This window comes from Microbacterium sp. Leaf159 (assembly GCF_001423615.1).
Classification (GTDB): Bacteria; Actinomycetota; Actinomycetes; order Actinomycetales; family Microbacteriaceae; genus Microbacterium.
The window spans coordinates 856404-871177 of record NZ_LMOU01000001.1 but is presented as its reverse complement, the minus strand read 5'-3'; the positions used below and the strand labels follow the sequence as shown (position 1 = coordinate 871177).

At 67.5% G+C, this 14774-nt stretch carries 16 protein-coding genes; 12 read left to right on the top strand and 4 right to left on the bottom strand.

Annotated elements, in window-relative coordinates; genetic code table 11:
* Positions 1 to 51: 51 nt before the first annotated feature.
* Complete coding sequence (locus ASF80_RS04275; protein WP_056308278.1) at positions 52 to 705, bottom strand: response regulator; 654 nt, start codon at positions 703 to 705, stop codon at positions 52 to 54.
* On the bottom strand, positions 702 to 2357 hold the full coding sequence (locus ASF80_RS04270; protein WP_056308276.1) for a sensor histidine kinase: 1656 nt from the start codon (positions 2355 to 2357) through the stop codon (positions 702 to 704). The genes ASF80_RS04275 and ASF80_RS04270 overlap by 4 nt, the downstream gene beginning before the upstream one ends.
* 145 nt (positions 2358 to 2502) lie before the next feature.
* Between ASF80_RS04270 and ASF80_RS04265 the strand changes: the two genes are divergently transcribed.
* Complete coding sequence (locus ASF80_RS04265; protein WP_056308274.1) at positions 2503 to 4047, top strand: CitMHS family transporter; 1545 nt, start codon at positions 2503 to 2505, stop codon at positions 4045 to 4047.
* Between the two features lie 123 nt (positions 4048 to 4170).
* Entirely contained in the window at positions 4171 to 4572 is a 402-nt protein-coding gene (locus ASF80_RS04260; protein WP_056308272.1) for a phage holin family protein, read from the top strand.
* Between the two features lie 30 nt (positions 4573 to 4602).
* On the opposite strand, the gene epsC is transcribed toward ASF80_RS04260, so the two are convergent.
* Together epsC and cysK are read right to left on the bottom strand one after the other, a co-directional pair.
* Positions 4603 to 5172: a serine O-acetyltransferase EpsC gene (gene epsC / locus ASF80_RS04255; protein ID WP_056308270.1), complete on the bottom strand. Its 570-nt coding sequence runs from the start codon at positions 5170 to 5172 to the stop codon at positions 4603 to 4605.
* A gap of 8 nt (positions 5173 to 5180) precedes the next feature.
* Complete coding sequence (gene cysK, locus ASF80_RS04250) at positions 5181 to 6119, bottom strand: cysteine synthase A (RefSeq protein ID WP_056308268.1); 939 nt, start codon at positions 6117 to 6119, stop codon at positions 5181 to 5183.
* A gap of 101 nt (positions 6120 to 6220) precedes the next feature.
* Between cysK and prmC the strand changes: the two genes are divergently transcribed.
* From prmC to ASF80_RS04200, 10 genes are all read left to right on the top strand, one after another.
* Complete coding sequence (prmC, locus tag ASF80_RS04245) at positions 6221 to 7081, top strand: peptide chain release factor N(5)-glutamine methyltransferase (protein WP_056311747.1); 861 nt, start codon at positions 6221 to 6223, stop codon at positions 7079 to 7081.
* A 47-nt stretch (positions 7082 to 7128) separates the two neighbouring features.
* Positions 7129 to 7836 carry an L-threonylcarbamoyladenylate synthase gene (locus tag ASF80_RS04240; protein WP_056308266.1) on the top strand — a complete coding sequence of 236 codons (708 nt, stop codon included), beginning with the start codon at positions 7129 to 7131 and terminating at the stop codon, positions 7834 to 7836.
* Positions 7833 to 9005 (top strand): MraY family glycosyltransferase, encoded by a 1173-nt coding sequence (locus ASF80_RS04235; RefSeq protein WP_056308264.1) that lies wholly within the window; start codon positions 7833 to 7835, stop codon positions 9003 to 9005. Before ASF80_RS04240 ends, ASF80_RS04235 begins: the two co-directional genes overlap by 4 nt.
* Positions 9002 to 9577 (top strand): hypothetical protein, encoded by a 576-nt coding sequence (locus ASF80_RS04230; protein WP_056308262.1) that lies wholly within the window; start codon positions 9002 to 9004, stop codon positions 9575 to 9577. The genes ASF80_RS04235 and ASF80_RS04230 overlap by 4 nt, the downstream gene beginning before the upstream one ends.
* Before the next feature lie 146 nt (positions 9578 to 9723).
* Positions 9724 to 10506 carry a F0F1 ATP synthase subunit A gene (gene atpB, locus ASF80_RS04225; protein WP_056308260.1) on the top strand — a complete coding sequence of 261 codons (783 nt, stop codon included), beginning with the start codon at positions 9724 to 9726 and terminating at the stop codon, positions 10504 to 10506.
* A 43-nt stretch (positions 10507 to 10549) separates the two neighbouring features.
* Positions 10550 to 10786: an ATP synthase F0 subunit C gene (atpE, locus tag ASF80_RS04220; protein ID WP_042541851.1), complete on the top strand. Its 237-nt coding sequence runs from the start codon at positions 10550 to 10552 to the stop codon at positions 10784 to 10786.
* Positions 10787 to 10813: 27 nt separating this feature from the next.
* Complete coding sequence (locus ASF80_RS04215) at positions 10814 to 11368, top strand: F0F1 ATP synthase subunit B (protein ID WP_056308258.1); 555 nt, start codon at positions 10814 to 10816, stop codon at positions 11366 to 11368.
* The gene (locus ASF80_RS04210; RefSeq protein ID WP_056308257.1) at positions 11368 to 12156 is read left to right on the top strand and encodes a F0F1 ATP synthase subunit delta; all 789 of its coding nucleotides are present in this window, start codon (positions 11368 to 11370) and stop codon (positions 12154 to 12156) included. The genes ASF80_RS04215 and ASF80_RS04210 overlap by 1 nt, the downstream gene beginning before the upstream one ends.
* A gap of 47 nt (positions 12157 to 12203) precedes the next feature.
* Entirely contained in the window at positions 12204 to 13844 is a 1641-nt protein-coding gene (gene atpA / locus ASF80_RS04205; protein WP_056308255.1) for a F0F1 ATP synthase subunit alpha, read from the top strand.
* A gap of 20 nt (positions 13845 to 13864) precedes the next feature.
* Entirely contained in the window at positions 13865 to 14764 is a 900-nt protein-coding gene (locus ASF80_RS04200; protein ID WP_053095762.1) for a F0F1 ATP synthase subunit gamma, read from the top strand.
* Positions 14765 to 14774 lie beyond the last annotated feature (10 nt).

Below are 14774 nucleotides of genomic sequence, written 5' to 3'. Positions count from 1 at the left end.
GAGTCGGACGGGAGTCATGCTCCGCAGCCGCCCCTCGCGGCTCGCGCGTCCTCAGATCCGCGCCGCGTAGCGATGCTCGGGTCGTCCGGTGGCTCCGTACCGCAGGCTCACCTCGACCACGGTCCGCGCCGCGAGCGCGGCGAGATGACGCTGCGCAGTGGCTCGGGATATTCCGACGCGCTCTCCGACCTCCGCCGCCGACGCCTCCCCGTCGCCGAGCGCGGCGAGTACCAGCTGCTCGGTGGCCGAACGTGAGACCGAGACGGGCTCTCCTGAGCCGTGCAGGATCGCCAGGGCCCGATCGACGTCGTCCTGCTGCAGAGGACGATCCCCGGCGAGGAGGTTGCGATAGCGTGCGTACCGGTCGAGCAGTCCGGTGAGTGCGCGTCGATCGAACGGTTTGAGCAGATACCCCACGGCACCCGACTTCAATGCACGGCGTACCGTCGGGGCGTCGTCGGCCGCCGAGATGAGGATCGCATCGACCCCGGCATCCTGCACCAGTGCGATGCCGTCTCCATCCGGCAGGAAGACGTCCGCCAGCAGAAGGTCGGGACGAGAGGAACGGATGCTCTCCCGCGCTTCGGCGATCGATCGCACGGGCTCGAGAGCGATGAAGCCGGCTTGCTCGTCGACGATTCCGCGATGCAGATGGCCGACACGGAAGTCGTCGTCGAGGATGAGGACACGCACGGGGTCTGTCATGAGTTCTCCTTCTGAGCTGGCACGACGGGCGAGACAGCGCCGCTGAGGCGCGCGGCGAACACGGCGCCGTGCTGCGCTCCTCCGGGGTCGATGATCCAGAGCTCCCCGCCGCTCCGCCGTGCGATCTCGCGGGCCAGAGGAAGTCCGATGCCGTGACCGTGCACGGCAGCGCCGGCGTCCTCGGCGGAAGGTCGCGGCGACAGAGGGTCGACGTCGCCGAGACCTGCTCCCGAGTCCGACACCGTGACCACGAGCGCATCGCCGTCGCCGAGCACGGCGACCTCGACCCAGCGAGGCGACCTCTCGCCCGCGACGGCCGCCGTCACGGCGTTGTCGACCAGGTTGCCCAGCACAGCCGCGACGTCCTCCGGTGCTGCCACACTGCCGATCAGCTGCGTCTCGTCTGCGATGCGCAGCGCTACGCCGCGCTCGCCTGCCTCGACGCCCTTGGCGCCGAGGAACGAGTGCAGGAAGGGATCGCCGAGCAGGGCGAGCCCCGTGACCGGGAAGGCCACGGAGCCGCGCTCGACCAGTTCGCCGAGGAAGGCCCGGGCATCATCGACCCGCTCCGCGTCGATGAGCCCTGCGGCGACGTGCATGCGGTTGGCGAATTCGTGCCGCTGCACGCGCAGCGCGGCGGTCATGGTGCGCACAGTCTCCAGCCGCTCGGTCAGAGCGATGAGGTCGGTGCGATCGCGGACGATCAGCACATCGCCGAGCGCCCGCCCGTCACGCACGACAGGCCTCGAGTCGAGGTACAGCACGCGGTCGTCGACGACGGCGCTCGATCGTGCTCGGTCACCCGTCACGGTTTCGAGCACGGAAGCAGGGAGTCCGAGGTCGGCGAAGGGGCGGCCCACAGGGGCGTCGAGCCCCAGCATCCGATCTGCGGCGTCGTTGCTCACCCTGACGATCCCGGCGGAGTCGACGGCCAGTACTCCGTCGTCCACACCGTTCAGGACCGCTGTCTGGTTCTGCACGAGCGCCACGAGCTCTTCCGGCTGGACGCCGAGAGTGAGGTGCTCCCAGCGCCGGCGGAGAAGGAGGAATGCGAGGCCGGCCAGCGCGAGTGCTCCGAGCGCGGTGAGGCCGATCACGGCGAGCAGCGGGGGCAGGTCGTCGAAGACCCCCGTCCGCTCGAAGCCGACGCTGATCTCGCCGACGGGCGTGCCTGCATCGTCGCGGACGGGGATCTTCGCGCGCGCCGATTCGCCGAGCGTTCCGGTCTGCCAGTCCACGACCTCGTTCCCCTCGAGGACCTCTTCGAAGGGCGTGCTGACGACTTCGCCGATGCGCGAGCTGATCGGATGGGCGAGGCGGATGCCGTCCTCGTCGGTGATCACGACGAACAGTGCACCCGTGCGGGTCGATACGTCCATCGCGATGCGCTGCAGGTCTCCGTCTCTGAGCGATTCGGCGTCCGGTGCATCGTTCGCGGCGGAGATGAGCGCGACCTCCGCCCGTACCTGCGGATCCTCCGCCAACGTCCTGGCGATGCCGAGCGCAGTGGACTCGGCCTCTGCACGCAGCTGCTGGAGGGCGACAGCGAGGTACACGCCCGTGCACAGCGCGACCACGAGCGCGACGGTGGCGAGGTGCAGCAGGAGCGTGCGCGTCGCGAAACGCGGTCTGATCGTCGTCGTCCTCGACACGGTGCTCCCTTCGCGCAATATGCGCAGAACCCACGCTACGCGCACAACGTCCGGGAATGCGGGATACCGCACCCGCACGCGGCGCATTGCCTAGTCTCGTCAGGATCCGTCGCAGATGACGGTGCGACGACGAAGGAGTCACCGTATGCCCGACATGCTCACCGGCCTGCCCGCGGCCGCAGAAGAGGCACCCACGTACGACGTGGCGTTCGTGCCGCCGGAGTGGGTTCTCGTCCTCCTCGGATTCACCATGGTGCTGGCGTTCATGACGCTCATCATGACGAAGCGCCTGACGCCCATGGTGGCGCTGATCCTGGTCCCCACCGTCTTCGGTCTCTTCGCCGGAGCGGGCCTCGGCCTCGGCGACATGATCCTGGACTCGATCGCCACCATGGCGCCGACCGCCGCACTGCTGATGTTCGCGATCATGTTCTTCGGCATCATGATCGACGTCGGCCTGTTCGATCCGCTCATCCGGATGATCACGCGCCTGCTGGGCGACGACCCCGCGAAGGTCGTGCTCGGCACGGCGATCCTCGCGGGTGCGGTCTCGCTCGACGGAGACGGGTCCACGACGTTCATCATCACGACCTCTGCCATGCTCCCGATCTACCTGCGGCTCGGCATGAGCCCCGTGGTGCTCACCTGCGTGGCCGGACTCATGAACGGCACGCTGAACATCGTGCCCTGGGGCGGTCCGACGGTGCGCGCGGCGACAGCCCTCGGCCTGCAGCCCACGGAGATCTTCGTGCCGATGCTCCCCGCACTCGGCGTCGGCATCGTCGTGACGCTGGGCTTCGCGTGGATGCTCGGCCTGCAGGAGCGCCGACGGCTCGGACGGCTCGACTCCGACGGGCGGCTCACCGGGGTCGACGGCGGGGCGCTCTCGACGGTCCCGAAGCTCTTCCGCGGCTCCGATGCGACTCCGGGTGCCCGCGCCGCGCTGCGCACCGGCAACATCGTCGTCGTCTCCGGCGGACGCGGCCCCGTCGCCGCCGCGAGCGTCGACCTCGCGGACACCGCGATGGCCGACACCATGCTCGACCCCGCACGGCCGACGCTCCGACCCAGGCTGATCTGGTTCAACCTGGCGCTCACGGTCGCCGTCATGGTGCTGCTGGTGCTCGACATCATGCCGCTCCCGTACGTGTTCATGGTCGGCGCCGCCGTGGCCCTCCTGGTCAACTTCCGCGGGATCAAGGACCAGGCGTCCGAGATCGTCGCTCACGCGCCGAGCATCGTGGGGGTCGTCTCGATGGTGATCGCGGCCGGAGTGCTGGTAGGAGTCCTGTCGGGCACCGGGATGGTCGACGCCATGGCGACATGGATCACCGACGTCCTCCCGCCGGCACTCGGCCCGTTCCTCGCACCCATCACCGGACTCCTGTCGATCCCGTTCACGTTTTTCATGTCGAACGACGCGTTCTACTTCGGCATCCTCCCCGTGCTCTCCCAGAGCGCTGCGGCGTTCGGCATCGACCCGGTGGAGATGGCGCGCGCGTCGATCATCGGGCAACCCGTGCACCTGCAGAGTCCGCTCGTGCCGGCGATCCTGCTGCTCGTCTCGCTGGCGAGCGTCAACCTCGGCGATCACCACCGCAAGGTGCTGTGGCGAGCGACGGTCGTGTCGCTCGTCATGCTCGGAGTCGGCATCCTGTCCGGTGCCATCCCCTTCTTCGTGGCGCAGTGACGCAGAGATCGCGGGGAGCCGGACGCTCCGGCTCCCCGCGATCGCGCTCGGTCGAACCCGAGTGACAGTCACGATCACACTGCGGTTCCCCGTCGTTCCGCGCGGTGGCGCTAGGCTCGGGCCGTGATCACGTTCCTCTTCCGCGCGCTCCTGTATGTCGTGTCCGCAGGTCTCGGCCTCATCGTCGCCGATCTCGTGCTCGACGGATTCCAGATCCAGTGGGACAAGTGGTGGGGGTTCGTCATCTGCATCCTGATCTTCGCGATCGTGCAGAGCGTGCTCGCCCCCTGGGTCAGCAAGATCGCCGACCGCTACGCGCCGGTGCTGATGGGAGGCATCGGGATCGTGTCGACTCTGATCGCCCTGGTCGTCGTCGTGCTGCTGCCGATCGGCGGCCTGCGCATCGTGGATCTCGCCGGCTGGCTGCTCGGAGCCGTGATCGTGTGGCTCGTCACGGCGCTCGGCAGCGTGCTGCTTCCGCTGATCTTCCTGCGCAAGAAGGTCGAGAAGTCGCGGGCTCGCTGAGAAGCGTCCCGGCCGGAGCCGGAAGGACTCTCAGATCGAGTACTCCGGCGCCGTGAGCACTGCCTTGGTGTCTTCGCCGAGGACGCGCGCCCGTGCCTTCGCCGGGATCCCGACCAGGATGCTGTCTGCGGGGGCATCGCGGGTGACCACGGCGTTCGCGCCGACCACCGATCCCTCGCCGATCATGATGGGTCCGAGGATCTTGGCTCCCGCACCCACGGCGACGCCGTCGCCGAGGGTCGGATGCCTTTTGCCGGAGTCCCTGGTCCGGCCGCCGAGTGTGACCCCGTGGTACAGCATCACGTCGTCGCCGACCTCGGCCGTCTCTCCGATGACCACGCCCATGCCGTGATCGATGAAGAACCGCCGCCCGATCTGCGCGCCGGGATGGATCTCGATGCCCGTCAGCCAGCGCGAGACCTGCGACGTCGCGCGTGCGAGCAGGCGGAGCCGCCGGCGCCAGAGCGCATGCGAGACGCGGTGCGCCCAGATGGCGTGCAGTCCGGGATAGAGGAGTGCCACCTCTGCTGCGCTGCGAGCAGCGGGGTCGCGAAGTCGAGCTGCCGCGATGTCCTCGCGCATTCGGCCGATCATGCCCATCGGACGGATCAGGATTCGCGCAGGTGCTCGTACAGGGCGGTCGAGAGGTAGCGCTCACCGAACGAGGGGATGATGACGACGATGGTCTTCCCTGCGGCCTCCGGACGCTGCGCGACCTGCAGGGCTGCCCAGATCGCGGCACCGCTCGACATGCCCACGAGGATGCCCTCACGGCTCGCTGTCTCCCGTGCGACCCGGATGGCATCGTCGAAGGTGACGTCGATGACCTCGTCGAGGACGTCGCGGTCGAGGATGGGCGGCACGAAGTTCGGTCCGATGCCCTGAATCTTGTGCGGTCCGGGGTGTCCCTCGGTCAGGATGGGGGAGTCCTTGGGCTCGACGGCGACGATCTGAACGCCTGGGACGCGCTCCTTCAGCACCTGGCCGACGCCGGTGATGGTTCCGCCGGTGCCGATGCCCGCGACGAGGTAGTCGACGGAGCCCTCGGTATCGCGGAGGATCTCCTCGGCTGTGGTCCGGCGGTGGATGGCGGGGTTCGCCTCATTGGCGAACTGCTTCGCCAGCACGGCGCCCGGCGTCCGGGCGGCGATGGCCTCAGCCTCGGAGATCGCGTGCGTCATGCCCTTCGTGGGGTCGGTGAGGACGAGCTCGGCGCCGAAGGCCTTGAGGAGCATGCGCCGCTCCTTCGACATCGACGCGGGCATCGTGAGGATCACCTTGTAGCCGCGCGCTGCACCGACCATCGCCAACGCGATCCCGGTGTTGCCGCTCGTCGCCTCGACGATCGTGCCCCCGGGTTTCAGCTCGCCTGACGCCTCAGCAGCGTCGACGATCGCGATGCCGAGCCGGTCCTTGACGCTCGACGCCGGATTGTAGAACTCGAGCTTGGCGAGCACGGTCGCGCCGAGACCCTCGGTGACCCGGTTGAGGCGAACCAGAGGAGTGTTGCCGAACGCGCTGGTGATGTCGGAGTGGATACCGGGCATGGGGAGAGCCTTCCTGTGCGGGGTGACTGCGGCTCCAGCCTAGGCGAGCGCCCTCGGGGGTCGGGCAATATGACACCTTCCCGCGCTCTACGCTTGTGCTCATGCCTGATATCTCCCTCGCCTCCGCGGTGCACGCCGCCGCCCGACGACTCGCGGAGGCCGGCGTCCCGGATCCGCTCGTCGATGCGGAGCTCCTGGCGGGACACATCCTCGGTGCGCGGCGGGGAGAGGTGCAGGCTGCCGTGATCAGGGGCGACGCGATCGCCGACGACCCTGCGGTCGCCTTCGACGCGCTCGTCACCCGCCGCTCGGCGAGGGAGCCGCTGCAGCACATCACCGGGACGGCGCCGTTCCGGCACCTCGAGCTCGCGGTCGGACCGGGTGTCTTCGTCCCCCGGCCCGAGACCGAGACCGTGGTGCAGTACGCGATCGACGCCCTTCTGGGATCGCCGTCGCCCGAGCCCATCGGCGTCGACCTCGGCACCGGGAGCGGGGCCATCGCGCTGGCCATGGCGACCGAGGTGCCCCACTCCCGGATCTTCGCGACGGAGCTGTCTCCCGATGCCTATCCGTGGGCGGCGAGGAACACCGCAGGAGTCGACAACCTGACGCTCGTCAACGAGGACCTCGCCGACGCCTTCGGTGAGCTCGACGGCACCGCGTCGGTCGTGATCTCGAACCCGCCGTACGTGCCTGACGCTGCCGTGCCCCGCGACCCCGAGGTGCGATTGTACGACCCGTCTATGGCGCTGTACGGGGGAGAGGACGGCCTCGACATCGTGCGTGTCCTCAGCGTCCGCGCCCTCGAACTCCTGCATCCGGGCGGACTGCTCGTGATCGAGCATGGGGAGCTGCAGGGGGAGGAGATCCGCAGCATCCTCACCCGCGACGGATGGCGTGCAGCGGCGACGCATCGCGACCTGACCCTGCGTGATCGGGCCACGACCGCTCTGCGCCCCTGAAAGCGGACACGAACCGCCCAGACATCCCCAACTAGAATCGGATCGTCATGTCCTCCATCTTCGATTGCGGCGACGAGTCCCAGCTCCTCGCCGGCATGCGCCACGCCCGCCAGGCCATCGCCCGCGGCGAACTCATCGTGATGCCCACCGACACCGTCTACGGTGTCGCCGCCGATGCCTTCTCGCCCGCCGCGGTGCAGCGGCTCCTCGATGCGAAGGGCCGAGGTCGCGACCAGCCGCCGCCCGTCCTCGTCGGCACGAAGGAGACCCTGCACGCGCTGGCGGAGTCGGTGCCGGAGCCCGTGCAGCGACTCGTCGACGCCTTTTGGCCCGGCGGCCTGACGATCGTGCTGCCGGCCCAGCCGTCGCTCGTCTGGGACCTGGGGGAGACCCAGGGCACCGTCGCCGTGCGCATGCCCGAAGGGCGTGTCGCTCTCGAGCTGCTCGCCGAGACCGGTCCGCTCGCGGTGTCGAGCGCGAACCTCACCGGTCGCGATGCGGCGATCTCGGCGTTCGATGCCGAGCGGATGCTCGGTGACAGCGTGTCCGTCTACCTCGCAGACGGCATGAGCCGCGACGGCGTCGCCTCGACCATCGTCGATGCCACATCCCTCGTCCCTCGTGGAGCCGAGCCGACCACGGGCGGAGTGCGCATCCTCCGCGCCGGTGCTGTCAGCCGCGAGCGGCTCGAGGAGGTGCTCGGCGATCTGCTCGAGCCCGCTGAGGAGCCTGCGGAATCGGACGGGGATTCGTGAAGCAGTATCTCTTCACGATCATCCTGACCGCCGCGATCACGTTCGCGCTGACCTGGGCGGTCTGGCGGCTGAGCCTGCGGTTCAAGCTCTACCCGAGCATCCGCGAGCGGGATGTGCACACCACGCCGACCCCGCGTCTGGGTGGAGTCGCCATCTTCCTCGGCATCGCGGCGGCGATCGGGGTGTCTGCGGCGAACCCGTTTTTCGCGAACATGTGGATGCCTCCCCAGACCATGTGGTCGATCCTCGCCGCATCGCTGCTGATCGCGATCATCGGCGTGGTCGACGACCTCTGGGATCTCGACTGGATGATCAAGCTCGGCGCGCAGTTCCTCGCCGCCGGGATCATCACGGTGGGTGGCGGGCTGCAGATCCTGTCTCTGCCGTTCGGCGACCTGATCGTGTTCTCCAGCTGGTTGAGCATCACGATCACGATGTTCGCGATCGTCATCGTGATGAACGCGGTCAACTTCATCGACGGTCTGGACGGCCTCGTCGCCGGTGTGTGCCTGATCGCGAACGGGGTCTTCTTCGCGTACTCCTACATCCTGACCCGTGACACCGGTGCCTCCAGCTACTTCAACCTCGCCTCCTTCCTCGCGGCGGTCCTGATCGGCGCGTGCCTCGGATTCCTGCCGTTCAACTGGAGCCCGGCGAAGCTGTTCATGGGAGACTCCGGCGCTCTGGTCCTCGGATTGCTGATGGCCACCTCCGCGATCGCGGTGACCGGTCAGCTGGAGCCCTCGGCGCTCGACCCTGAGCGCCTCGGACGCTCCCAGCTCCTCGGAGCCTTCATCCCGATCCTGCTGCCGCTGCTGGTCGTGCTGCTGCCGCTCCTCGACTTCGGCCTCGCGGTGCTCCGCCGCATGAACGCCGGCAAGTCGCCGTTCTCTCCCGATCGCAAGCACCTGCACCACCGCATGCTCGACCTCGGTCACCGCGACCGCGATGCCGTCCTGATCTTCTACGCCTGGACTGCAGTGATCTCCCTCGCCGTCCTCCTGATGTACGTGGGCGCCCGTGAGGACTGGCCCGGCCAGTACATCCCCGGCGTCGCCTTCGGAGTCATCGGCATCGCCGCGTGCCTCGTCATCACCCTGAATCCTCTGCGCCGACGGAAGTCCGCGGCGTCTGCTGAGCCCGACCCGACACCCGTGGAGTCCCCGTGAGCCCGAGCCCCGTTTCCAGCAATCCGATCCTGCGGAGGACTCTGCTCTGGTCCGCCTTCTCGATGGTGGTCCTCGCACTCGTGGCCGGCGGCATCGGCCTTCTCGTCGACGGCGTGGAGGGTCTCGTGAGCGGCCTGCTCGGGGTCGTGCTCGCCATGCTGTTCCTCGGGATCACCGCGCTCAGCATCCTGATCGCCAACCGCTGGTTCGGAGACCCGCTCTACGTGCAGCTGTTCTTCGCGATCGTCCTGGGCGGCTGGCTGCTCAAGCTCGGGCTGTTCGTGGTGATCATGATCGTTCTGAGCGGACAGCCGTGGGTCAGTCCGATGGTGTTCTTCCTCTCGATCGTCACGGGCGTCGTGGCGACCCTGGTCATCGATGTGATCGTCATCACGAAGATGAGACTGCCGAACGTGAGCGACGCGTCCCTGCCCACGCAGGCGCCGACCGACCATGCCCCGGGCATCCAGCTGCCGACCGTCGTGCCTGAGGATCGTGCCCCCGGACGCCACGACCTGATCCCCGAGTCCCGCGACGAAGAAGGGTCGGCAGAAGACGCCCCGCGGTCTTAGGACACCCTCAGATTCTGATAGTGTTATGACGTGCCCGCCGCTCGTTCGCGAGCGCTTGCGCTTGAAGCACACCGACCATCGTCGCCCCGGTTCTGACCGGTGCCCCGAAGCTGGAGCCCGCGCTGTTCAATCTTGCTGCGACCCTGATGCCCAAGCTCGCCACTGACGGCGAGTTCCACGGACCTTCGATCGACGAGTTCTTCCCGGAGATCCTCTTCACTGTGGCGGGTATCCCCGTCCATCGAATCCACCTCGTCCAGTTCATCGCGGTGGTCGCCGTCGTGCTGATCCTGGTTCTCGGAACCCGACGGATGAAGATCGTCCCCGGCCGCTTCCAGAGCGTCGTCGAGATGGGGCTGGACTTCGTCCGCTCCAACATCGCGCACGACCTCCTCGGGCGCAAGGACGGAAACCGATTCCTGCCGATCCTCACCACGATCTTCTTCATGGTGCTGTTCATGAACATCACGGGAATCATCCCGTTCCTGAACATCGCCGGAACGAGCATCGCCGCCGTGCCGCTGACGCTCGCACTGGTGAGCTACATCACCTTCATCTACGCGGGTATCAAGAAGAGCCCGCTGGGCTTCTTCAAGAACGCGCTGTTCCCGGCGGGCGTGCCCTGGCCGGTCTACATCATCGTGACGCCGATCGAGTTCCTCTCGACCTTCATCATCCGGCCCGTCACACTGATGCTCCGACTGCTGATGAACATGGTCGTCGGTCACATGCTCCTGGTGCTGTGCTTCGCGGCCACCCAGTTCTTCTTCTTCACCGCAGGTGGCGGCTGGGCCGCCCTCGGTGTCGGAACCCTCGCCTTCGGCGGCGCCTTCACTCTCTTCGAGATTCTGGTCGCCGTCCTCCAGGCATACGTCTTCACCGTCCTCACCGCGGTCTACATCCAGCTCGCGGTCGCAGAAGAGCACTGAGCGGGTCGGCAACTGCCGTCCCACCCAACGAAAGGAAAAACCCGTGGACGCTACTACGGTTCTCGCAGACATCAACGGTCACCTCGCTTCGGTCGGCTACGGCCTCGCCGCAATCGGCCCGGCCATCGGTGTGGGCATCGTCGTCGGCAAGACCATCGAGGGTGTCGCTCGTCAGCCCGAGCTGGCCGGCCGCCTCCAGGTCCTCATGTGGATCGGTATCGCCTTCACCGAGGCGCTTGCATTCGTCGGCATCGCCGTCGGATTCATCCCCTTCCCGTAATCTCTACCGACTTCTGAAGGAGACAGGATGCTGAACGCTCTTGTCACGAACCTCGCAGCAGAGGGTGAAACACACAACCCGCTGATCCCTGCGTGGTACGACATCATCTGGTCGGGCCTGTGGTTCCTCGTCATCCTCGTCGTCGTGTGGAAGGTCGCCCTTCCGAAGTTCACGGCGATGCTCGACAAGCGGTCCGCCGCCATCGAGGGCAACATCGCCAAGGCCGACGAGGCCCAGAAGCAGGCTGAGGCCGCTCTCGAGGAGTACACCCGGCAGCTCGCCGAGGCGCGCACCGAGGCCGGAGAGATCCGCGAGGCCGCCCGTGAGGACGGCAAGAAGATCGTCGCCGAAGCCAAGGACACCGCGTCGAGCGAGGCCGCTCGCATCACGGCGACCGCGCACACGCAGATCGAGGCGGAGCGTCAGACCGCTCTCGTGTCGCTGCGCAGCGAGGTGGGCTCGCTCGCCATCGACCTCGCCGGTGGCGTGGTCGGCGAGACGCTCTCGGACGATGCTCGCGCGACGGCGGTCGTCGACCGCTTCCTCGCCGACCTCGAAGCATCCGAGAAGGCGGCTCAGTAATGGGCAGCGCGACCACTCAGGCACTCGCGGCATCCACTCAGTCGCTTGCCGCAGCGAAGGACGTCACTCTCGACTCGGCCAGGGAGCTGTTCGCAGCTGCCAGGACCGTGGCGGAGTCGTCTCAGCTGAGCGGCGCGCTCACCGATCCCTCGGCTCCGGCAGAGGCGCGACAGAACGTCGTGTCGGCGGTCTTCGGCGGATTCTCCCAGGACGTGCAGAACGTCCTGAAGACCGTCGTCGCTCAGCGCTGGTCCTCCACGTCGCAGCTCGTCGACGGCGTCGAGGAACTGGCCATCCGCGCTGCGGCGATCTCCACTCCCCAGGCCGACATCGGGGGAGAGCTGTTCGGCTTCTCCCGGGTCATCGCCGCGAACGCGGATCTCGAGCTCGCGCTCGGAACCCGCCTCGGGGGAGAGGACGCCAAGGGTGCTCTCGTCGAGAGGCTTCTGGCCGGGGGCGTCAGCGACGCCGCCGCGCTGATCGTCTCGTCGCTGGTCCGCCAGCCGCGTGAGCGTCGCATCCGGCAGATGCTGTCGCGGGCGACGCGCATCGTCGCGGATCAGGGTGACCGGGTGGTGGCGACGGTGCATACCGCCAAGCCGCTGACCGACGCACAGCGCACCCGCCTGAGCGCCGCACTCTCGAGCCGCTACGACGGCAACGTATCCCTCAACGAGGTCTTCGACCCCGCCGTCGTCGGAGGCCTGCGCGTGCAGATCGCCGACGATGTCATCGACGGCAGCATCTCCGCTCGACTCGCCGACCTTCGCCAGAAGCTCGCGGGCTAACACGACTTCGCGCGGGGAACCGCGCACCCAGATACAAAGGGAAGACAATGGCAGAACTATCGATCAGCCCCGACGTCATCCGTGACGCGCTGAAGGACTTCGCCGCCGCCTACGAGCCCACCGGGGCAGCGGCGACCGAGGTCGGCACCGTCATCGACGCAGCGGATGGAATCGCGCACGTCGAGGGCCTGCCCGGCGTCATGGCCAACGAGCTCGTGGCCTTCGCGAACGGCACCAAGGGCCTCGCGCTGAGCCTCGACCAGGACCAGATCGGTGTGGTCGTCCTCGGCGACTTCACCGGTGTCGAAGCAGGACAGGAGGTCACCCGCACGGGTGAGGTCCTCTCCGTTCCCGTGGGCGACGGCTACCTGGGTCGCGTCGTCGACCCGCTCGGAAACCCGATCGACGGCCTCGGCTCGATCGCCACCGAGGGCTCGCGTGAGCTCGAGCTGCAGGCGCCCGGCGTCATGCAGCGCAAGTCGGTGCACGAGCCCATGCAGACCGGCATCAAGGCGATCGACGCCATGATCCCCGTCGGCCGCGGCCAGCGTCAGCTGATCATCGGCGACCGTCAGACCGGCAAGACCGCGATCGCGATCGACACGATCATCAACCAGAAGGACAACTGGGAGTCGGGCGACGTCAACAAGCAGGTGCGCTGCATCTACGTCGCGATCGGCCAGAAGGGCTCGACCATCGCCTCGGTGAAGGGCGCGCTCGAAGAGGCCGGTGCCCTGGAGTACACCACGATCGTGGCAGCTCCCGCCTCCGACCCCGCCGGCTTCAAGTACCTGGCTCCCTACACCGGTTCGGCCATCGGCCAGCACTGGATGTACGGCGGCAAGCACGTCCTGATCATCTTCGACGACCTGTCGAAGCAGGCAGAGGCCTACCGCGCCGTTTCGCTGCTGCTGCGTCGTCCGCCGGGCCGCGAGGCCTACCCGGGTGACGTCTTCTACCTGCACTCCCGTCTGCTGGAGCGTTGCGCGAAGCTGTCCGACGAGCTCGGCGCGGGGTCGATGACCGGTCTTCCGATCATCGAGACCAAGGCCAACGACGTCTCGGCGTACATCCCGACCAACGTGATCTCGATCACCGACGGCCAGATCTTCCTGCAGTCCGACCTCTTCAACGCCAACCAGCGTCCTGCGGTCGACGTGGGTATCTCGGTGTCGCGAGTCGGTGGTGACGCTCAGGTCAAGTCGATCAAGAAGGTCTCGGGAACGCTCAAGCTCGAACTCGCTCAGTACCGCTCGCTCGAGGCCTTCGCGATGTTCGCGTCCGACCTCGACCAGGCGTCGCGTCGTCAGCTCTCCCGTGGTGCGCGTCTGACCGAGCTGCTCAAGCAGCCGCAGTACTCGCCGTACCCCGTCGAGGAGCAGGTCGTCTCGATCTGGGCCGGAACCAAGGGCAAGCTCGACACGATCGAGGTCGCTGACGTCCTCCGCTTCGAGCGCGAGCTGCTCGACTACCTCCGTCGCAACACGAAGGTCCTCGACACCCTGCGCGAGACCAACGTCCTGGACGACGACACGGTGGCTGAGCTCGAGAAGCACACCGACGCTTTCCTCCTGGAGTTCCAGGGTGGCAAGGGGCAGGCCATCGGCGCTCCCGGTCACGAGGAGCACGCTGCAGCTGAGGCTGAGGACGTCAACCAGGAGAAGATCGTCAAGGGTCGTCGCGCGTAATCGCGTGAGGAACTGATTTCATGGGCGCTCAACTCAGGGTCTACAAGCAGAAGATCTCTTCTGCTCAGACGACCAAGAAGATCACGAAGGCGATGGAACTCATCGCGGCTTCGCGCATCCAGAAGGCGATGGCACGCGTCAAGGCGTCCAGCCCCTTCGCGCGAGCCGTGACGAGGGCCGTATCCGCCGTCGCGACGCACTCGAACGTCGACCACCCGCTCACCCGCGAGCCCGAGACGATCCGCCGCTCCGCGGTCGTGATCTTCTCGTCGGACCGGGGCCTTGCCGGAGCCTTCAACTCGCAGATCCTCCGTGAGGGTCTCGAGGTGGCGGAGCTCCTGCGTGGGCAGGGCAAGGAGCCGGTGTTCTACCTCGTCGGTCGCAAGGCCGTCGGCTACTTCCAGTTCCGTCGCATCGCGGCGGCCGCGGAGTGGACCGGCGACACCGACACCCCGTCGTTCCACACGGCGGAGGAGATCTCGGCCACGCTGCTCGAGGACTTCTCCCGCGGTGCGGACGAGGGCGGCGTCGACGAGATCCACCTCGTGTACAACCGCTTCGTCAGCATGATGACGCAGTCGCCGGAATCCGTGCGCCTGCTTCCGCTGGAGATCGCGGAAGCCGATGACTCGGAAGCGGGAAGCGCTGTCTACCCGCTGTACGAGTTCGAGCCGGATGCCGAGACAGTCCTCGACGCGATCCTGCCGGTGTACATCCAGAGCCGCGTCTTCAACGCTCTCCTGCAGTCGTCTGCTGCCAAGCAGGCTGCGACGCAGAAGGCGATGAAGTCGGCCAGCGACAACGCCGACAAGCTCATCACCGACTACACCCGCCTGCGCAACAACGCGCGTCAGGCGGAGATCACGCAGCAGATCGCGGAGATCGTCGGCGGCGCCGACGCACTCTCGTCGAGCAAATAGACCATCAGGA

Coding starts and splice junctions, on each gene's coding strand:
- ASF80_RS04275 (WP_056308278.1), bottom strand. CDS start 705: ATGACAGACCCCGTGCGTGTCCTCATCCTCGACGACGACTTCCGTGTC.
- ASF80_RS04265 (WP_056308274.1), top strand. CDS start 2,503: ATGCCCGACATGCTCACCGGCCTGCCCGCGGCCGCAGAAGAGGCACCC.
- epsC (WP_056308270.1), bottom strand. CDS start 5,172: ATGGGCATGATCGGCCGAATGCGCGAGGACATCGCGGCAGCTCGACTT.
- cysK (WP_056308268.1), bottom strand. CDS start 6,119: ATGCCCGGTATCCACTCCGACATCACCAGCGCGTTCGGCAACACTCCT.
- prmC (WP_056311747.1), top strand. CDS start 6,221: ATGCCTGATATCTCCCTCGCCTCCGCGGTGCACGCCGCCGCCCGACGA.
- ASF80_RS04240 (WP_056308266.1), top strand. CDS start 7,129: ATGTCCTCCATCTTCGATTGCGGCGACGAGTCCCAGCTCCTCGCCGGC.
- atpB (WP_056308260.1), top strand. CDS start 9,724: ATGCCCAAGCTCGCCACTGACGGCGAGTTCCACGGACCTTCGATCGAC.
- ASF80_RS04215 (WP_056308258.1), top strand. CDS start 10,814: ATGCTGAACGCTCTTGTCACGAACCTCGCAGCAGAGGGTGAAACACAC.
- ASF80_RS04210 (WP_056308257.1), top strand. CDS start 11,368: ATGGGCAGCGCGACCACTCAGGCACTCGCGGCATCCACTCAGTCGCTT.
- atpA (WP_056308255.1), top strand. CDS start 12,204: ATGGCAGAACTATCGATCAGCCCCGACGTCATCCGTGACGCGCTGAAG.
- ASF80_RS04200 (WP_053095762.1), top strand. CDS start 13,865: ATGGGCGCTCAACTCAGGGTCTACAAGCAGAAGATCTCTTCTGCTCAG.